Below are 18,802 nucleotides of genomic sequence, written 5' to 3' on the forward strand. Positions count from 1 at the left end.
TTCTTCAAGTTTATAAGCAGTACTCCACACACTACCCCCGCTTATTTGCCTCTGTGTATTTAGTTCTGTGTATTTACTTCTGTATATAATGCGAAATACGCTTTTTTGCCTTACGAATCCTTTTTCTGCCATTTAAAATCTCCGTGAATCCACTACTAGACCAGTTGCAGCCTTATCCATTTGAAAAACTGCGGATGCTCTTTTCCGACGTCACCCCAAATACAGCCTATAAACCGATCAGCCTCGGGATCGGTGAGCCTAAGCATCCGACGCCAGCTTTTATACGGCAAGCGCTAGCAGACAATCTGGACGGTCTCGCCAGTTATCCGAGCACAGCCGGAAGCGAAGCCCTACGGAAATCAATCGCAGGATGGTTAGAACGCCGCTATAACTTGCCCGCGCTCAACGCTACTACGCAAATCCTCCCAGTTAGCGGCTCTCGAGAAGCCTTGTTCGCCTTGGCACAAACCGTAGTGGACCCCTCTGATCGTGATGCATTGGTCATGTGCCCCAATCCGTTTTATCAAATTTACGAAGGCGCAGCGTATTTGTCGGGCGCGCAACCGTATTTTGTTAATTCAGACGCAAATCGCAACTTTGCGCCGGATTACAGCAACGTGCCGGAAAATGTCTGGGCGCGCGTTAAACTCCTTTATTTGTGTTCGCCGGGTAATCCAACAGGTGCGGTACTGACTCTGGACGACTGGAAAGAACTGTTTGCGCTCTCAGATCGTTATGGATTTATCATCGCCGCCGACGAGTGTTACTCAGAAATATATTTCAAACCGGAAGCGCCACTCGGCAGCCTGGAAGCAGCACATCGTTTAGGACGCGATGGCTACCCGCGCCTGATCACGTTCTCCAGCTTATCCAAACGCTCCAATGTACCGGGCATGCGCTCGGGCTTTGTCGCTGGTGACGCTTCTATTTTGAAAAAGTTTTTGCTCTATCGCACCTATCACGGTGCTGCGATGAGCCCTTCGGTGCAATCAGCATCAATAGCAGCCTGGAACGACGAAACCCATGTTGCAGAAAATCGTGCAAAATACATCACCAAATTTCAGCAAGTGACACCATTGTTGCAAGAGGTATTGGACGTATCGCTCCCTGACGCGGGATTTTACTTATGGGCTAAAGTCGATAAATGCACTACGCTTTCAGATGTCGACTTCGCCAAGTGCCTGTATGCCGAATATAATGTCACGGTCTTACCGGGAAGCTATCTTGCCCGTGATGCACATGGCATCAATCCAGGTCAACAGCGTATTCGAATGGCACTGGTCGCAGAAGTCGACGAATGCCTTGAGGCGGCACATCGCATTGTTAAATTCGTTCACGGTTTACAAAACCAATAAACGTACCAAATTTGTTCACCACTGGTAGTGACTGTCGATAACGACTAATAAGTACAATCATCAATAGTAGTAGTCAATAGTCACCCGCGGCGTCTGAGCGCTTTTCACACACATCGTGTTTAATAACATTTTTTTAACTTTTAACTGACAAAATCATGACTCAATCTCTAGAACAATTTATTGACCAAGCCTGGGAACAGCGCACTGAATTCTCACCTAAAACGGCCCCTTCCGACCTGCGCGCAGCGGTCGCCAAAGTGATCGCCGAGTTAAATCAAGGTACCTTGCGCGTCGCTGAAAAAATCGACGGCAACTGGATTGTTAATCAGTGGATCAAAAAGGCCGTGCTGTTGTCATTCCGCCTGGAAGACAACATGCCGATGCCTGCAGGTGAAAATATGCAATTCTATGACAAGGTTCCGACCAAATTTGCGAACTACACAGCGGATGATTTCGCCAAAGGCGGTTTCCGCGTGGTGCCACCGGCGGTCGCACGTCACGGTAGCTTCATCGGCAAAAACGTCGTTCTGATGCCTTCTTTTGTCAACATCGGCGCATATGTCGACGAAGGCACGATGGTTGATGCTTGGGCAACGGTTGGCTCTTGCGCCCAAATTGGTAAAAACGTCCACCTGTCCGGCGGCGTTGGTATTGGTGGTGTTCTGGAGCCTATGCAAGCCAATCCGACCATTATTGAAGACAATTGCTTCATCGGTGCGCGATCGGAAATCGTCGAAGGCGTCGTAGTTGAAGAAAACTCAGTCATTTCGATGGGCGTCTATATCGGTCAATCAACCAAAATTTATGACCGCGCAACGGGCGAAGTAACTTACGGCCGCATTCCGTCGGGCTCAGTCGTCGTTTCTGGCAACCTGCCATCCGCCGATGGCAAATACAGTCTGTATTGCGCTGTTATCGTTAAACGTGTGGATGCAAAAACACGTGCAAAAACAGCTATTAACGAACTACTACGCGACGCTTAATAAGTAACGCAAAATAAATAAGCCTCGGAACCAACGTGTGCACTGGTTCCGTTTCTTATTTTAAATATAAATTTACCACTTAGTTTTGTTGATATTTTTTGCTTATTTCGTGATTATTCAATCCAGACCGAACGCCATAAAGCAAAATTGAAACTAAAGTGACTTGTTTAGGACTTACTCAAAATTGTCCCAGCAACGGGCTTGCCAACTCTGTCGATGCAGACAGTAGCGACTTTGGCTAGGAACGCACAAAGCCGCTGGGGCGATTTTGCGTAAGTCCTGACACCTATTTTTTGAGGAACCCTTATGGCAATGGATCGCTTGTTCCGTCTGATGCAGGAAAAAGAAGCATCGGATATGTTCCTGACCATCAACTCGGCAATCCACCTTAAGATTAAAGGTCAGTTGGTACCGATCAATCAGCAAAAAATGGATAAGGCAACCATTCTTCTGCTATTGAACGAAGTTGTGCCGGTCGCGCGGTTGCAAGAGCTGGAACGCGATAAAGAACTGAATATGGGTTTACACATCAGCGGAATCGGTAGTTTCCGACTGTCGGTATTCAAGCAACGCGGCAATATCTCCGCAGTTATTCGTTATGTTCCATTCGACATTCCGGCGTTTGAAAGTCTTGGCTTACCCCCCGTTCTGATGGAACTAATCAACCGCAAACGCGGTTTGCTCCTTGTCGTTGGTGCCTGCGGCTCAGGCAAATCGACGACAATTGCATCAATGCTGGACTATCGCAATAAAACCCAGGCCGGTCACATTCTGACGCTCGAAGATCCGATTGAATTTTTATTCAAGAATGAGCGCTCGATCGTCAATCAACGTGAGCTCGGAATTGATACCGACAATCTCGACGTTGCACTCAAAAACGCTTTACGGCAGGCCCCCGATTGTATTTTGATCGGAGAAATCCGCGACAGAGAAACGATGTCAGCGGCACTTGCCTATGCCCAATCAGGCCACTTGGTGGTGTCAACGTTGCATGCAAATAATAGTTACCGCGCTTTAAATCGGATGATCGGCTTTTTCCCTCTGGAAAATCGTGCAACCTTGCTTGAAGATCTGGCATCAACATTAACTGCCATCGTGTCGCAACGGCTGGTCAACACAACAGACGATAAACGTACGCCAGCGGTTGAGATTATGCTCAACACCAGGCATATATCTGAGCTAATGGAAGATGGAAAAATCGGTCAGATTAAAGATGCCATGGAAAAAAGTATGGCGCCAGGCTCACAGACCTTTGAGCAAGCACTGATGCGATTGATCGAAGAAGGTATCATTACGCAAGAAGAAGCACTTTCTCAAGCCGATTCCCCTAGCAATTTATACTGGCTCATCAGCAACGCCAGTGACAATGGCGCTGCGTCCAAAAAAACAAACACCGTACCACCTTCTCCAGATAAAGGCGAAGGCCCGACCTACACTGAGTTTACGCTTGATTTATAGCAATCTTTAAAGGTTTAGCAGCGGAGCCGATATATATCGCCTTATAGCCAGCTCCGTGCGCAGCTAAAGCGCACGTTGCTTCGATTTATACTCATCGTCCATATCACTCAAAAGAATGTAACCTCGCATGGCAATTACCCTTTATGGCATCCCGAATTGCGACACAGTTAAAAAAGCCCGCACCTGGCTTGAAGATCAAGAGATCGCCTACACGTTTCATAATTTTAAAAAAGATGGCGTCAGCGTCGCCCTGATCAACACATGGCTCGCCGATATCCCCTGGGACGTGCTGGTGAATCGCAAAGGCACAATCTGGCGCAATCTATCTGACCAGCGCCGCGCCAGCATTACCGACAGTATCAGTGCGACGCCTTTGATGATGGAGTTCCCTTCCGTTATCAAGCGGCCGGTATTATTTACTGGCAAAAACACCTACGTCGGCTTTTCCGACGCGCTTTATCAACAGATTTTTAATCAATAACTATGTCAAATACCGTCGTCAGCAAAACCCTTGCACTTGCAGAGGAGTTGATCTCCTTATCTTCCGTCACACCACAGGACAAAGGATGTCAGGACCGTCTGATCGAACTCCTTTCTCCGCTTGGCTTTGTCTGCGAAACGATTCAGTCTGGTGATGTCACCAATCTCTGGGCCCGTAAAGGCACCACGCAACCATTACTGGTGTTTGCTGGTCACACAGATGTAGTGCCAACTGGTCCACGTGACCAATGGCAATCAGACCCCTTTCTGCCCAGCCATCGTGATGGCAAATTATATGGACGTGGTGCCGCCGACATGAAAACCTCGATTGCCGCCATGGTGGTGGCAGTCGAAGAGTTTACGCTGGCCCATCCAAATCATTCCGGCTCTATAGGTTTTTTGATTACCAGTGATGAAGAAGGTCCTGCCACCGACGGGACCGTGGTGGTCTGCGAAAAGTTAAAAGCCCGCGGTGAACAGCTCGATTATTGTATCGTCGGCGAACCGACTTCCAGCGGTGAACTCGGCGATATGATCAAAAATGGCCGACGCGGGACGATGTCAGGCAAGCTCATCATCAAAGGCGTGCAAGGCCACATCGCTTATCCGCACTTGGCTAAAAATCCACTCCACCTGGCGATGCCAGCACTAGCGGAGTTAGCTGCGGAAAAGTGGGATGACGCTAACGAGTACTATTTGCCAACTTCTTGGCAAATGTCAAACATTCACGGTGGAACCGGTGCATCAAACGTCATTCCTGGCGAAATGGTCATTGATTTCAATTTTCGCTTTTCAACAGCCAGTACGGTAGAAGACCTGCAACAGCGCGTCCAAGCGATTCTAGACAAACATGCACTCGAATACTCGCTGGCGTGGATTATCGGCGGTCGCCCATTTTTGACACCACGTGGCGCATTGAGCGCGGCTTTAGCATCTGCCATCAAGGCAGAAACCGGGATTGAAACCGAATTATCGACAACTGGGGGGACTTCTGATGGACGTTTTATTGCGCAAATCTGTCCTCAAGTCATCGAATTTGGTCCCCCTAATGGCAGCATTCACAAAATCGATGAACACATTGAAGTGCGCTTTATCGATCCATTGAAAAATATCTATCGTAAGACGCTCGAAAATTTGCTGCCGTAATTTGCTGCCGTAATCCGGTATGCAATCGCCTTGTCGTTAGAGCGACAAGGCGATGAACTCACCTCCTCCCAGCTAAATACAATAACGACCAAAACATAGGCATTCAAGATGTCGCCTTTTATTTACGTTTTGTATGCGATTAATCGGATCTTTCTGCTCAACGCTTTCATATAGAACGGCAGCGAGAAATACACATCAATAGTCGACCAACATTGCGCCTCTTCTTCTCGTCAGCGCTCATAACATCTATAATCCGTCCCATGACACCCAATTCTTTCGCCACCATCCGCGATTTGCTGCGCTACGCAGTCACTCGCTTTAACACCGAAGCACTATTCTTTGGCCACGGCAGCAGCACAGCCCTAGACGAAGCCGCCTATCTGATCCTGCATACATTAAAGCTGCCACTCGATAAAATCGAGCCGTTTTTTGACGCGCGATTGTTGCAGCAAGAAGTGGACACAGTGCTACGCGTCATCGAACGCCGCAGCACTGACCGCGTTCCCGCCGCTTACATCACGCAAGAAGCATGGCTCGGCGATTACCGCTTTTATGTTGATGAAAGGGTGATCGTTCCACGGTCGTTTATTGCTGAACTGATTCCCGATTTCTTTTCGCCATGGGTTCAAAATCCCGCAGCAGTCACCAATATCCTGGAATTGTGCACCGGTTCTGGCTGCTTGCCGATCATGTTGGCGGATGCCTTTGGCAACGCGCATGTTGACACTGCTGACATTTCTGCCGATGCGTTGGCGGTAGCGCGGCGCAATGTAGACGATTACGACTTGCAAGATCGGATCACTCTCATCGAATCTGATTTGTATACCAACGTACCTGACAAAAAATATGACCTGATCGTTACCAATCCGCCGTACGTTAATACTGGCTCAATGGGTAAGTTACCGAGAGAATATCTGGCGGAACCGCAGATTGCTTTAGCTGGCGGTAGTGACGGAATGGATTTAGTGCGTACAATCGTGGCTGGTGCAAAACAACGCCTGACCAAAAACGGTGTGTTGATCGTGGAAATCGGTAACGAACGCGCATTTGCCGAAGCAGCATTCCCTGATATGGAAATGACATGGGTATCGACCAGCGCGGGCGATGACATGGTGTTTTTATTAACAGCCGATCAGCTGCCTTAACAACAAGAAGATGCCAGAATTTAGGCAAATTGATAAAAGCGCCTTATCATAGGCGCTTTCTTTTTTAGGGAAGCACGCTAAAAGTGGCAGGAAGGGTTAAATATCCGACGATTTTGGGTGTTTAATAGTCTTTCCTGACTTACTGAAGATTCAATCAATGATTGACCGCCATAATTGATGCTAAATGTGCTTCCAGGCATGCAGCATTTATTCTGGTCAATGTGAATACTGCGTCACTTAGCTTCCCCCAACGCATTTCCAACACACCATTTTCATGATACGTTTCCTACAAGTTTCAATGATGCGCGGCATCAAGCCGCTGCTCGACAAAGTCGATATTACCCTCAATCCGGGTGACAAAATCGGCCTGATCGGGGCTAACGGCGCCGGTAAATCAAGCCTGTTCGGACTATTACGCGGCGAACTTCACGCCGATGCCGGCGAGATCGACTTTCCCTCCAAATGGCGCATGGCATACGTCGCGCAGGAAACCCCTGCCCTTGACCGTCCAGCGTTGGAATACGCCATTGATGGCGACATCACGCTGCGTCGTCTGGAAGAAGAATTGGCTTTTCTGGAAAGTGAACCGGAAAGCGCTGCCAATGGCACGTTGATCGGCGATTTGTATAGTGCGCTGGCCGACGCCGATGCGTACACGGTGCGCTCACGTGGTGAACAATTATTGACCGGCCTTGGTTTCTCAATGGCACAAATGCAAGAACCCGTCGCCAGTTTTTCCGGTGGTTGGCGTATGCGTTTGAATCTGGCGCAAGCGCTGATGTGTCCGTCCGACTTGTTGCTGCTTGATGAACCGACCAACCATTTGGATCTTGATGCCATTATCTGGCTCGAAGACTGGCTCAAACGCTATACTGGCACACTGATTATCATCTCGCATGATCGCGACTTCCTTGACGGCGTCGTCAATGTCATCGTGCATATCGACGAACGCAAATTGAAGCGTTATACCGGCAACTATTCATCATTCGAACGACAACGTGCTGCGCAAATGATTCTGGCCGCTGGTGCGCTTGAAAAGCAAACCCGTCAACGCGCACATCTTGAATCATTTATCAGTCGCTTCAAGGCGCAGGCAAGCAAAGCCCGTCAAGCGCAAAGCCGGATGAAAGCACTCGCCAAAATGGAAGAGCTGGCACCACTGCGCGCCGCTGCTGAATTTTCTTTTGAGTTTCGTGAGCCACTGAGTGCGCCTAATCCGTTATTGACGATGGAAGATGTCAGCGCCGGTTATCGGATTGAAAGCGCAACCAGCCATGATGTCACGGAAAAAGTTATCATCGCCGGGATCAACTTCTCACTGCAAATTGGTCAGCGAATTGGATTGCTGGGCGTCAATGGTGCGGGTAAATCAACCTTCATCAAAACCATTGCAGAGGAACTGAAACCACTGCACGGTGACGCCCAGTTCGGTAAAGGTTTGTCGATTGGCTATTTTGCCCAGCATCAAGTTGAAATGCTGCGTCATGACGAATCACCGTTATGGCATTTGGCAAAAATTGCGCCGACGACGCGTGAACAAGAACTACGCAATTTCTTGGGTAGCTTTAACTTCAACGGCCCGATGGTAACCAGTTCTATCGCACCGTTCTCCGGTGGCGAAAAAGCCCGTCTGGCCTTAGCCTTGATCGTCTGGCAGCGCCCCAACCTGCTGCTGCTGGATGAGCCGACCAACCATCTGGACCTGGAAACCCGCGAAGCGTTGACCATGGCGCTGGCGCAATTCGAAGGCACGCTGGTACTGGTATCGCATGATCGTCATCTGTTACGCGCAACGACCGATCAATTCATTATCGTTGCCGATGGCAAAGTGGAACCGTTTGACGGCGATCTGGACGACTACAAAGACTGGCTATTCAAAACCAAGCTTGCTGCCAAAAACGTTGGTAAAGATGCCGGCTTACCTAAAACCAAGGAAACCGCAAAAATCACCAGCGCAGTCGCACCCGCCGCAGCGCCGCAGGTTGACAGCGCAGACCGCCGCGAACAAAAACGTCAGGATGCAGAGGCGCGTCAAAAACTCGCGTCGTTGAAAAAGCCGATCGAATCAAAGATCAAACGTTTAGATGAGCAGTTAGCAAAACGTAACGCACAAAAAGCAACCGTTGATACGCATCTGGCCAATCCGGAAGTGTACGATAAAGATAAGAAGAAAGAGCTCACAACTTTGCTGACCGATCAGGCGTTTTACGCCAAAGAGTTGGCACAACTGGAGGCTGAATGGCTAGAACAGCAGGAAGCATTGGAACAGCTGGGCAACTAACCAAGGTGCGCAATACTGCAGATAAGACGATTGACGGTATTGACTCCTCCGATGCTAAAGATGCCAAAGATGATGCAGCTGGCCAGCAAAACGCTGGTCACGCTTCCCGTGTATCAACCTTTTCCATCATTGGTTGCGGTAAAGTGGGAAAAACGCTTGCGCGGCTTTGGCGCGCGCACCAGACATTCCAGTTACTGGACATACTAAATCGCTCGTCCGACAGCGCACAGCGAGCCTGCGCGTTCATCGGCGGCGGTACTCCCGTCAACACCTATGCCGAGTTGCGCCACGCAGACGTCTACCTGATCGCTGCTGGTGACGATCAGATAGCCGCCTGTTGTGCAGCACTTGCCGCTAGTGGAAAGCTCTCTGCGCGCAGCGTCGTCTTCCATTGCAGCGGCGCGTTAAGTTCCGATACACTGATTTCTGCGGCCGAGCAAGGCGCAGCAGTTGCCAGTATTCATCCAATTCGTAGCTTTGCCGATCCACAAACGGTTGTTGAAGACTTCGCCGGCACTTACTGCGGCAGCGAAGGAGACAGCATAGCGCTCGCCCGACTGATTCCCGCGTTCGACGCCATAGGCGGATGTTGCGTCGCCATCAAACGCGAAAACAAAATTTTGTATCACGCAGCAGCTGTATTTGCATCAAACTATCTGGTAACGCTAATCGATGTGGCCCGCCAAGCATATGTAGAGGCGGGTTTGGCGCCCGACGTTGCACTACGCTTAATCGAACCACTGCTCATTGAAAGCGCCACTAACGCCTTTAAGCTAGGCCCGGCAATCGCCCTTACCGGCCCGATTGCGCGTGGCGACATGGACACCGTCAAGCGACAACGTGACGCGGTGCAGCATTGGAACCCCGAAATTGCCGGGCTATACCAACAGTTTGAAGGATTGACGTTGCATCTGGCGCGACAAAAACCCTAAAGAAATTCATAAAAGATTTTTCTTTTTACTAAACAACTATCTAACAACCAAACCATTACTTCCCATTCGTCAGGATGAGCGCTTAATATAGTCGTTAAAATTTTTATCAACATATACACACGGATGGCCCAAGTCCGCAATTTGCTAATCCCTTTAGCTTAGCGATATCACTCAATTCACACCGACCGAAGGATTAAAAATGGCTTCAATAAAACTTTCCAGTCTGACCAAAATCGCCGCTGCCGTTCTTATCTCCAGTTTAGCGGTCAGCGCTTTTGCCGCCGACCTTCTCGATACGATCAAAGCACGCGGAACACTCAAAGTAGCAATGGAAGGCAATTACCCTCCATTCAACTTTAAAGACCCTAAAAATGGTCAACTTACCGGCTTTGAAGTCGACGTGGCTAATTTGATCGCAGCCAAACTCGGCGTAAAAACAGAGTTCACCACGACTGAATGGAGTGGCATTCTGGCGGGCCTGGGTGCAGGAAAATATGACGTGATTCTGAATCAGGTTGGCATCACCGATGAGCGCAAAAAAGCATTCGATTTTTCTATTCCGTACACGATTTCCAGTGCGCAGCTGATCGTCCGTAAAGATGAAAAACGCAACTTCACTAGCCTGGAAGATTTAAAAGGTAAAAAACTTGGTCTGGGACAAGGCACCAACTTCGAACAAAAAGCGAAAAGTGTCCCAGGTATTGATGTCAAAACGTATCCAGGCTCGCCAGAATATTTATCAGATCTGGCAAGCGGTCGAATTGATGCAGCCTTGAATGACAGCTTGTTGGTTGGCTATTTGTTAAAAAATACCAAGCTACCGTTAAAAGCCGGTGCACCAATTGGCGCAGTCGATAAAATTGGTATTCCGTTCCAAAAAGGCAACCCAAAATTTCAGGCTGCTCTTGACAAAGCCATTGAAGACATCCTGAAGGATGGCAGTTTTAAACAAGTGTCGATGAAATGGTTCGGTATCGATGTCAGCAAACCGCCGACTGCAAAGTGATAGCATTTGCGACGTATCATTTGTAAGCCAAAGAGATTTTTTCGGCGATAATCTAAGGATGCATCAGATGGATGCCATTAATGCAATGCATTAACAAACCATTCACGGCTTAGCTGTTTTAAAATGAGCGTCTTATCAGCGCAACTATCCCCGCCCGAATTGTCGTGCGGGGATATTTTTTCACAAAGACATTATGGAATTACTGGAATTGTTGCAGCTTGCACTGCCGACCTTGATAAAAGGCGTGGGCTACACCCTGATATTTGCGGTGGCATCAATGCTAGGCGGTCTTCTACTCGGTTTTCCGCTGGCGGTTGCGCGCATTTTGCCGTCGCGCCTGTGTCAATGGCCTGCCACCGTCTATATCAGCTTGCTACGCGGCACGCCCTTGCTGGTGCAGATTTTTGTGATTTATTATGGCCTGCCAAGCGTTGGCATCAATTTTTCTCCCTTGACTGCCGGTATCCTTGCATTAAGTCTCAATTCATCAGCCTATCTGTCCGAAAGCCTTCGGGGCGCTATTATTGGTGTGGATAAAGGTCAATGGTCGGCCAGTTACAGCATCGGTTTGACATATTGGCAGACACTGCGCTATATCGTCGTTCCTCAGGCCATCAGGATTGCCGTGCCTTCGATGAGCAATACACTCATCAGTTTAATAAAGGACACGTCCTTAGTGTCGGTCATCACCGTCACGGAACTGATGCTGGCAACTAAAGAAGTCATCGCCGTGACCTTTCGTCCACTGCCCTTATATCTTGCAGCCGCGGTGATGTATTGGTGTTTAAGCATTTGCTTTGAGCGCCTTCAAAGCCGTCTTGAGAAGAAATTGGGTAAAGCGCATAAAACTAACTAAGTTTTATGCGGCTCTTCTGCGCTGTAGAGCGCTAAACCGACTCAAAACCAGCGCTCCGCAATTTGTCTATGCCGGTCCAGATACTTTTAAAGCCAAATATCTAGAAATTGCTCGGATTATGATCTGGTACCGGATCCTCTTCAGGGCTAGGGACGGGTCCCGGTCCTGGCAATGGTGGCTCTTCCGCCGGGACGGGTGTTGGCGCGCGGTGCCCAATACTGCCCGCTTGCGATTCAAAAAAGGCTGCTTCAGGCATGCTCTTCTCCGTCTGATGTAAGATTTTTATCGACAGTTCTCAAGGACAACTCTCAGTTCAAGCTCCCCATTACGCCAATCAATGGCGCTGATAACTTTTAAAATCTGAGTTTACTCCGTCAACGCAATCAAATTATCAACCTCAATTTTAGCAAAATCGACACTGCTATCGAACGCCGTATCACGGGTCGAATGTGCACTTTCCGTATTATTTCTACTAGTAACCTGAGCGCCAGCAATAAGAATTTGGTATCCATCGTGCCAAAGATCATCGTGGCCTTGCGTCGGCAGTGGCACGATGGTGTAACCACGATAGTCAATATTTTCATTTTGATTATCAGCTGAGAGCATTTTTTACCTCCATTGAATTGGTCGGAAATTTATCTAAATATCCTAGCATGCGACCGAAAATTACGCATCTCGTGTCGATGGTGTACTGTGTAAGAGTGATAACGTTATTGAAAGTGAACCAAATCCATTGTTATTCGTCCTACTTGCAGTGGTGCAAGAATCTATGCGTTTTCATTATCCACCCGCAGTCTCAACTAGTTTGGAGAGATCGATCATGACAACACACAGCACGCACAGCGAGGACGAATCGACCACAGAGCATCAGCAAACCCCGCATTGGCGTATTGACGACCTGGCATTCTCGACAATCGATATTCCAGCCGTTCGTTCGGACGAAAATCTATTTTATCTCGTCGCCTGCGCCTCATTTGTAGAAAGCGGTTCCGATTTATATACGCAAAATTTAATTGCTTATTACGGTGACGATCCAGAAATAGCCGACTGGTTAACCCACTATTGGGAAGTAGAAGAACTACAGCACGGCAATGCCTTAAAAGCGTACATTGCCCACGTCTGGCCAGAATTCAACTGGCAACTTGCCTATAACGATTTTCTCGAAGAGTATTCGCGTTATTGCAAGGTCGAACTGCTTGAGCCTAGCAAAGCCCTTGAAATGGTCGCCCGTTGCGTTGTCGAAACTGGCACTGCCACTTTCTATCAAGCATTAGCCCGCAGCACCAATGAGCCTGTCATGCGCGATTTAGCAACGCTGATCGCAAACGACGAAGTTAATCATTACAAACATTTCTTCCGCTATTTTCGCCGTTTGCGCCAAAAGGAAGGCTTAAGTCGCCGCCATATTTTCGGTGCTTTGCGCCGACGCACATTTGAAATGAAAACCGAAGATAGTGCATGCGCTTTACGGCACGTCTTCAAGTTCCGCGAACCAGAACACGCCAACGACTCCTTACGTTTAAAAACAATTAGCGCAATGATGAATACGACCGTGCGCACCAATCTGCGCGCCGATATGACTATTAAAATGATGATGCGCCCTCTCGACCTGCCACCCGTACTCCAAACTCTGGTCGCCTATCCGGTGACACAAATTATGAACCGGGTTTTTTTACGTTAGGATTTTGGAGCTAGTCCGTGCGCCAAAGCACTTCATCACGTTTTCCGCTCACCAATCTGGCCGCAGTGGTAACAATATCACGCCCTAAAATAATCCGACCGCACTAACTCAGTGCGCAGTCAGGTTGTGCTTTTACTAACACGCACTCAAAAGACGCGCACTTTCGGCCCACGGTTCGAATGCTGTCTATCTTATAACCCTATTGTCATAAAACTGATTCCCCAGTGCAATTTCCAAGGGTGATGCCATTGGCATGCATCCTGCTAATACAGGTGGGAGGCTAGTACAAATAGTGATTGCCCTCTCATCCATACATAACAAGGGGATTTACATGACACGTCGCACAGTCTTAAAAGCTACAGCACTTGGGGCATTCGCACTCGCCGCAGCATCTTGGCTGCCGTCGGCGTTTGCCGCCGACACCATCAAAGTCGGTATTCTGCACTCCCTATCAGGCACCATGGCAATTTCAGAGACATCTTTGAAAGATGTCGCGCTGATGACCATCGCAGAAATCAATGCGCACGGCGGTGTTATGGGCAAACAATTGGAGCCGGTCGTCGTCGATCCAGCTTCCAACTGGCCGCTATTCGCTGAAAAAGCGCGTCAACTGATTTCACAAGACAAGGTTTCAGTAGTATTTGGCTGCTGGACATCAGTGTCACGTAAATCGGTTCTTCCGGTTTTCAAAGAAACCAACAGCCTGTTGTTCTACCCGGTCCAATACGAAGGTGAAGAATTAGAGAAAAACGTTTTCTACACCGGCGCTGCACCAAACCAGCAAGCTATTCCTGCGACAGAATATCTGATGTCAAAAGAAGGCGGCGGAGCTAAACGCTTTGTACTGCTGGGAACCGACTATGTCTATCCACGCACAACCAACAAAATTTTGCGTGCCTTCCTGCATAGCAAAGGTGTCAAAGATACTGACATCGACGAAGTGTATACACCGTTCGGTCACTCCGACTATCAAACCATCGTTGCTAACATCAAGAAGTTTGCAGCAGGCGGCAAGACTGCCGTTATCTCGACCATCAACGGCGACTCCAATGTTCCTTTCTACAAAGAACTGGGCAATGCGGGCTTGAAAGCTACTGACGTTCCAGTCGTTGCTTTCTCAGTCGGTGAAGAAGAGTTGCGCGGCGTGGATACCAAGCCATTGGTTGGCCATCTGGCTGCATGGAATTATTTTGAGTCGATCAAAAATCCTATCAATGCTGCATTCATTAAAAAATGGAAAGCCTACGCAGTTGCGCAAAAACTACCTAACGCCAGCACTGTCGTGACGAACGATCCAATGGAAGCGACCTATGTCGGCATCTACATGTGGAAACAAGCAGTAGAAAAAGCGAAATCGACTGATACCGATAAAGTCATCGCCGCGATGGGCGGTCAGAAATTCAATGCGCCGTCAGGCTATGTATTGGAAATGGACGCCACCAATCACCATCTGCACAAGCCAGTAATGATCGCCGAAATCAAAGCTGACGGTCAGTTCAACGTCGTCAACAAGACCAAGACCACTATCCGCGCGCAACCCTGGAGCCCATACATCGTGGGTAACGAGAGCAAGCAAAAGCTGTAATCGTCTCATTGCAATAAGTGTCAACGGCCTCATTCACCACGCATGATCATAAGATTTAGCGCGGCGAATGAGGAAATGAGGATACAGCAAAGTATCGATGCATTACCAAACTCTAGCAACACCATTTCTTGTTGAGATGAACTGCTTCTGACGGCTTGCTTCAAGTCCGTCACCGCAGACAACGCTTTACCTTACTCAAAAAAGAATGCAATGAATCGGCTCAAAAAAACGCTTATCATCGGCTGGCTCTGCATTCAAACGATGGCAGCACATGCCGCCGTTGATCCAGCACTCCTAAAATCATTAGCCGGCGACGATCCGGATGTCCGTATCGAGGCTGTCAACAAGATTGCAGCACTCGCTAACGAAGATGCCGCAAAAATCCTCAATGCGCTTAATACCGATGCGCTGTATTCCCGACCCAACGGTGATGTACTGATCATCGACGACACGAAGACTGACAACCCGGCGTTTAATCCTGCGACCGATCAATCCGGCGCAACACCAGATGATGCAGAAGGTATCAGTGTCAACAACCGACTACGCGGCGCTGTCGAAGGTGCGCTATCGGGATTGAAGCTATTCTCTCCAGATAGCAAACGGCGCATGGCAGCAGCAATCGATTTGTTGAAAGACGCCAATCCGGCCCAGATTCCGCTCATCAACAAAGCCCTACAAAAAGAAAGCGATCCTGACATTCAGGCCACTTTGCAACAGGTCATCGCCACCGCCAACTTGCATGCGACTGATCCCGCATTGCGCAAAGCGGCAATTAAAACCCTTGCCACCAGCACCAACGCCAGCATCAAACCAGCACTGCAAAGACTATTGGATAAAAATCCCGATGGCAGTTTTATCGAGCCAGATGAATCCATCCGAATTGAAACGGTTCGCACCCTGGGCGCATTGGATCGCCAGTTGGCAACCACTGAGTTCATCGGAAAAGTGTTTTACGGCATCTCTCTCGGCAGTGTCCTATTGCTAGCCGCGCTGGGTCTCGCCATTACCTTTGGGCTAATGGGCATCATCAACATGGCGCACGGCGAAATGTTGATGATCGGCGCTTACACCACCTACGTCATTCAGATGTTATTTCGCAAGTTTCTGCCAGGTGCGCTGGATGGATACTTGTTAGTGGCCTTGCCAGCCGCATTCATCGTCACTGCTGCCGTCGGCATTGCGCTAGAGCGGTTGGTCCTGCGCTGGTTATATGGTCGGCCACTCGAAACACTTCTCTGCACCTGGGGAATTAGCTTGATGTTGATGCAAACCGTACGCACAATTTTTGGCGCTCAAAACGTCGAGGTCGCCAATCCATCCTGGATGTCGGGCGGTGTCACTGTGCTCGGCTCGCTGGTTCTGTCATACAACCGCATTGTCATTATCTTTTTCGCCTTGTTTGTCGTATTTGCAGTCTGGCTGATTTTGAACAAAACCCGCCTTGGCTTATTTGTTCGCGCAGTCATGCAAAATCGTCGTATGGCGGCGTGCGTCGGGGTCGCTACCGACAAGATCGACATGATGACCTTCGGCCTCGGCTGCGGCATCGCTGGGCTGGGCGGCGTTGCGCTTTCCCAACTCGGCAACGTTGGTCCAGATCTGGGTCAAAGTTATATCGTCGATTCATTCATGGTCGTGGTCCTCGGCGGCGTGGGTCAACTGGCTGGAACGGTGATTGCCGCCATCGGTCTGGGTGAAGTAAATAAATTTCTTGAACCGGTCGCGGGCGCAGTGCTGGCCAAAATCGCGATTCTGGTATTCATTATTGTATTCATTCAAAAACGTCCACAGGGCTTATTTGCACTGAAAGGCAGGAGTGTCGAATGAAAAGCTCTACCATTATTCCGCCCCCGTTGGCGTCTGGCGACTCTATAACCAAAGTTGAGGCGCAACCGCAAACCTCATTCCCGGTCATGCCTGCAAAAACATCACTGTTCTCGCGACCAGCATGGATCGGCATTGGGATTTGCGGCGTGATTCTGTGCCTGCTCCCGATACTCAACCTGAGTTTTCCTGACGGACACCCGCTGCATATTTCAAGTTACACCGTCGCCCTTATCGCCAAATTCATGTGCTACGCCATGGCGGCGTTGGCGCTGGATCTGGTGTGGGGTTACGCCGGTATTTTATCCCTCGGTCACGGCGTATTTTTTGCGCTAGGCGGTTACGCGCACGGCATGTACCTTATGCGGGCGATTGGCCGCGACGGCGTCTATCAAAGCAACTTGCCTGATTTTATGGTGTTTCTGGATTGGAAAACCTATCCATGGTTCTGGTCGATGACTGACAACTTCTGGTACTGCATGGCGTTGGTCGTGTTGGTGCCGGGCGTATTAGCGTTTGTATTCGGCTATTTTGCGTTCCGCTCGCGGATCAAAGGCGTCTATTTTTCAATCATTACGCAAGCGATGACCTTTGCCTTTATGTTGCTGTTCTTCCGCAATAATACCGGCTTCGGCGGTAACAATGGCTTCACCGACTTCAAACGGATTCTGGGTTATTCGATTACCGCGCCATCTACCAAGGCCGTGCTCTTTTTGATTACCTTTGCGTTTTTGTTAAGCACATTGGTGTTGTGCCGCTGGATCGTCAACTCCCGCCTCGGACGCGTGTTACAAGCCGTCCGTGATTCCGAATCACGTCTGATGTTCATCGGCTATAACCCGCTATGGTTCAAGTTATTTGTCTGGACGCTTTCAGCAGTGTTATGCGGCATTGCCGGTGCGCTCTATGTCCCACAAGTCGGCATCATTAACCCATCCGAAATGTCGCCCGCCAACTCAATCGAAATGGTAATCTGGGCAGCGGTCGGCGGTCGTGGATCGTTGATCGGTCCGATCATCGGTGCCTTCACCGTCAACGGTTTGAAGAGCTGGCTCACGGGCGCATTTCCCGAACTCTGGTTATATGTACTCGGCCTCATCTTCATTCTGGTCACCGTCTTTATGCCACAGGGAATGGTTGGCGTCGCAGTCAAATTAAAACAAAAATTCAGTGCCTCTAAGGAGTCTGCATGACCGAGCTCTTTAATCCAAAATTGCCCACTGGCACTGTCGACAACAGCCGACACTCCGACCATGGCACATCATACGCTCGGCTCAAACCCGAGGGCCTTGACACCAGCCACGGCGCGATTCTGTATTTAGAAAATATTACCGTTTCGTTCGATGGTTTCAAGGCGTTGAATAATCTAAATCTGGATATTTCGGTCGGCGAATTACGCTGCATCATCGGCCCTAACGGCGCTGGCAAAACCACGATGATGGACGTGATTACCGGGAAAACCCGGCCCAGTTCTGGTACAGCTTTTTTTGGCCAGACCATCGACCTGACGCAACTCACCGAATATGAGATTGCCCACTTAGGCATTGGTCGCAAATTTCAGCGCCCGACGGTATTTGAGCAACATACCGTGTTTGAGAATTTGGAACTGGCGATGAAAATGGACAAGCGCGTCCGAATCACGCTGTTCGCAAAATTAACATCGGAGCAATTGGGAAAGATCGATGAAATTCTAAGACTGATCCGTCTCAACGGTCAGGAAAGCAGATTAGCAGGTTTGCTTTCCCACGGTCAAAAACAATGGCTCGAAATCGGCATGCTGTTAATGCAAGAACCGCAATTAATATTGCTGGATGAACCGGTCGCCGGCATGTCGGACGCCGAAACTGCGCGCACCGCTGAACTACTCAATGAACTGCGCGGCAAACATTCGATTGTCGTGGTTGAGCATGACATGGGCTTTGTCACCGAAATTGCCCAACAAGACAAAGTTACCGTCCTGCACGAGGGATCAGTCCTTGCCGAAGGCAAGATGTCCGAAGTCCAGGCTGATGAGCGCGTCATCGAAGTTTATTTGGGACGTTAATATCACTCAAAGTGGCATCGTTGACG

The 18,802-nt window shown here is 49.2% G+C and carries 17 protein-coding genes; 15 read left to right on the forward strand and 2 right to left on the reverse strand.

Going from position 1 to position 18,802, the window contains the following annotated elements; genetic code table 11:
• The first annotated feature begins 143 nt into the window (after positions 1-143).
• The 10 genes from dapC to RGU75_RS21955 all read left to right on the forward strand — a co-directional run bounded on the left by dapC (position 144) and on the right by RGU75_RS21955 (position 11,642).
• Positions 144-1,355: a succinyldiaminopimelate transaminase gene (gene dapC, locus RGU75_RS21910; RefSeq protein ID WP_322239643.1), complete on the forward strand. Its 1,212-nt coding sequence runs from the start codon at positions 144-146 to the stop codon at positions 1,353-1,355.
• 155 nt (positions 1,356-1,510) lie between these two features.
• Positions 1,511-2,338, forward strand: coding sequence for a 2,3,4,5-tetrahydropyridine-2,6-dicarboxylate N-succinyltransferase (gene dapD / locus RGU75_RS21915; protein WP_322239645.1), 828 nt, complete (start codon positions 1,511-1,513; stop codon positions 2,336-2,338).
• Positions 2,339-2,644: 306 nt separating this feature from the next.
• On the forward strand, positions 2,645-3,796 hold the full coding sequence (locus tag RGU75_RS21920) for a PilT/PilU family type 4a pilus ATPase (protein WP_322239647.1): 1,152 nt from the start codon (positions 2,645-2,647) through the stop codon (positions 3,794-3,796).
• 127 nt (positions 3,797-3,923) lie between these two features.
• Positions 3,924-4,277 (forward strand): ArsC family reductase, encoded by a 354-nt coding sequence (locus RGU75_RS21925; RefSeq protein ID WP_322239649.1) that lies wholly within the window; start codon positions 3,924-3,926, stop codon positions 4,275-4,277.
• 2 nt (positions 4,278-4,279) lie between these two features.
• On the forward strand, positions 4,280-5,422 hold the full coding sequence (dapE, locus tag RGU75_RS21930; RefSeq protein WP_322239651.1) for a succinyl-diaminopimelate desuccinylase: 1,143 nt from the start codon (positions 4,280-4,282) through the stop codon (positions 5,420-5,422).
• A 260-nt stretch (positions 5,423-5,682) separates the two neighbouring features.
• Entirely contained in the window at positions 5,683-6,567 is an 885-nt protein-coding gene (gene prmB, locus RGU75_RS21935) for a 50S ribosomal protein L3 N(5)-glutamine methyltransferase (protein WP_322239653.1), read from the forward strand.
• 301 nt (positions 6,568-6,868) lie between these two features.
• The gene (locus RGU75_RS21940) at positions 6,869-8,848 is read left to right on the forward strand and encodes an ATP-binding cassette domain-containing protein (protein WP_322240730.1); all 1,980 of its coding nucleotides are present in this window, start codon (positions 6,869-6,871) and stop codon (positions 8,846-8,848) included.
• Positions 8,806-9,780 carry a Rossmann-like and DUF2520 domain-containing protein gene (locus RGU75_RS21945; protein ID WP_322239655.1) on the forward strand — a complete coding sequence of 325 codons (975 nt, stop codon included), beginning with the start codon at positions 8,806-8,808 and terminating at the stop codon, positions 9,778-9,780. The genes RGU75_RS21940 and RGU75_RS21945 overlap by 43 nt, the downstream gene beginning before the upstream one ends.
• 208 nt (positions 9,781-9,988) lie before the next feature.
• The gene (locus RGU75_RS21950) at positions 9,989-10,786 is read left to right on the forward strand and encodes a cystine ABC transporter substrate-binding protein (protein WP_322240732.1); all 798 of its coding nucleotides are present in this window, start codon (positions 9,989-9,991) and stop codon (positions 10,784-10,786) included.
• A 193-nt stretch (positions 10,787-10,979) separates the two neighbouring features.
• Positions 10,980-11,642, forward strand: a complete 663-nt coding sequence (locus tag RGU75_RS21955) for an amino acid ABC transporter permease (RefSeq protein ID WP_322239657.1) — start codon at positions 10,980-10,982, stop codon at positions 11,640-11,642.
• 100 nt (positions 11,643-11,742) lie between these two features.
• On the opposite strand, the gene RGU75_RS21960 is transcribed toward RGU75_RS21955, so the two are convergent.
• Positions 11,743-11,898 (reverse strand): hypothetical protein, encoded by a 156-nt coding sequence (locus tag RGU75_RS21960; RefSeq protein WP_322239659.1) that lies wholly within the window; start codon positions 11,896-11,898, stop codon positions 11,743-11,745.
• Positions 11,899-12,008: 110 nt separating this feature from the next.
• The gene (locus RGU75_RS21965; protein ID WP_322239661.1) at positions 12,009-12,248 is read right to left on the reverse strand and encodes a hypothetical protein; all 240 of its coding nucleotides are present in this window, start codon (positions 12,246-12,248) and stop codon (positions 12,009-12,011) included.
• A gap of 214 nt (positions 12,249-12,462) precedes the next feature.
• Here RGU75_RS21965 and RGU75_RS21970 point away from each other — a divergent pair, with 214 nt between their 5' ends.
• From RGU75_RS21970 to urtD, 5 genes are all read left to right on the forward strand, one after another.
• Complete coding sequence (locus RGU75_RS21970) at positions 12,463-13,323, forward strand: ferritin-like domain-containing protein (protein ID WP_322239663.1); 861 nt, start codon at positions 12,463-12,465, stop codon at positions 13,321-13,323.
• A gap of 331 nt (positions 13,324-13,654) precedes the next feature.
• Positions 13,655-14,908: an urea ABC transporter substrate-binding protein gene (gene urtA / locus RGU75_RS21975; RefSeq protein ID WP_322239664.1), complete on the forward strand. Its 1,254-nt coding sequence runs from the start codon at positions 13,655-13,657 to the stop codon at positions 14,906-14,908.
• Between the two features lie 210 nt (positions 14,909-15,118).
• Positions 15,119-16,735 (forward strand): urea ABC transporter permease subunit UrtB, encoded by a 1,617-nt coding sequence (urtB, locus tag RGU75_RS21980; RefSeq protein ID WP_322239666.1) that lies wholly within the window; start codon positions 15,119-15,121, stop codon positions 16,733-16,735.
• A gap of 86 nt (positions 16,736-16,821) precedes the next feature.
• The gene (urtC, locus tag RGU75_RS21985) at positions 16,822-17,925 is read left to right on the forward strand and encodes an urea ABC transporter permease subunit UrtC (RefSeq protein ID WP_322240734.1); all 1,104 of its coding nucleotides are present in this window, start codon (positions 16,822-16,824) and stop codon (positions 17,923-17,925) included.
• Positions 17,922-18,776: an urea ABC transporter ATP-binding protein UrtD gene (gene urtD / locus RGU75_RS21990; protein WP_322239668.1), complete on the forward strand. Its 855-nt coding sequence runs from the start codon at positions 17,922-17,924 to the stop codon at positions 18,774-18,776. Before urtC ends, urtD begins: the two co-directional genes overlap by 4 nt.
• Positions 18,777-18,802: the final 26 nt, after the last annotated feature.

Origin of the sequence: Glaciimonas sp. CA11.2 (genome assembly GCF_034314045.1) — a bacterium.
In the GTDB taxonomy this organism is placed as follows: domain Bacteria; phylum Pseudomonadota; class Gammaproteobacteria; order Burkholderiales; family Burkholderiaceae_D; genus Glaciimonas.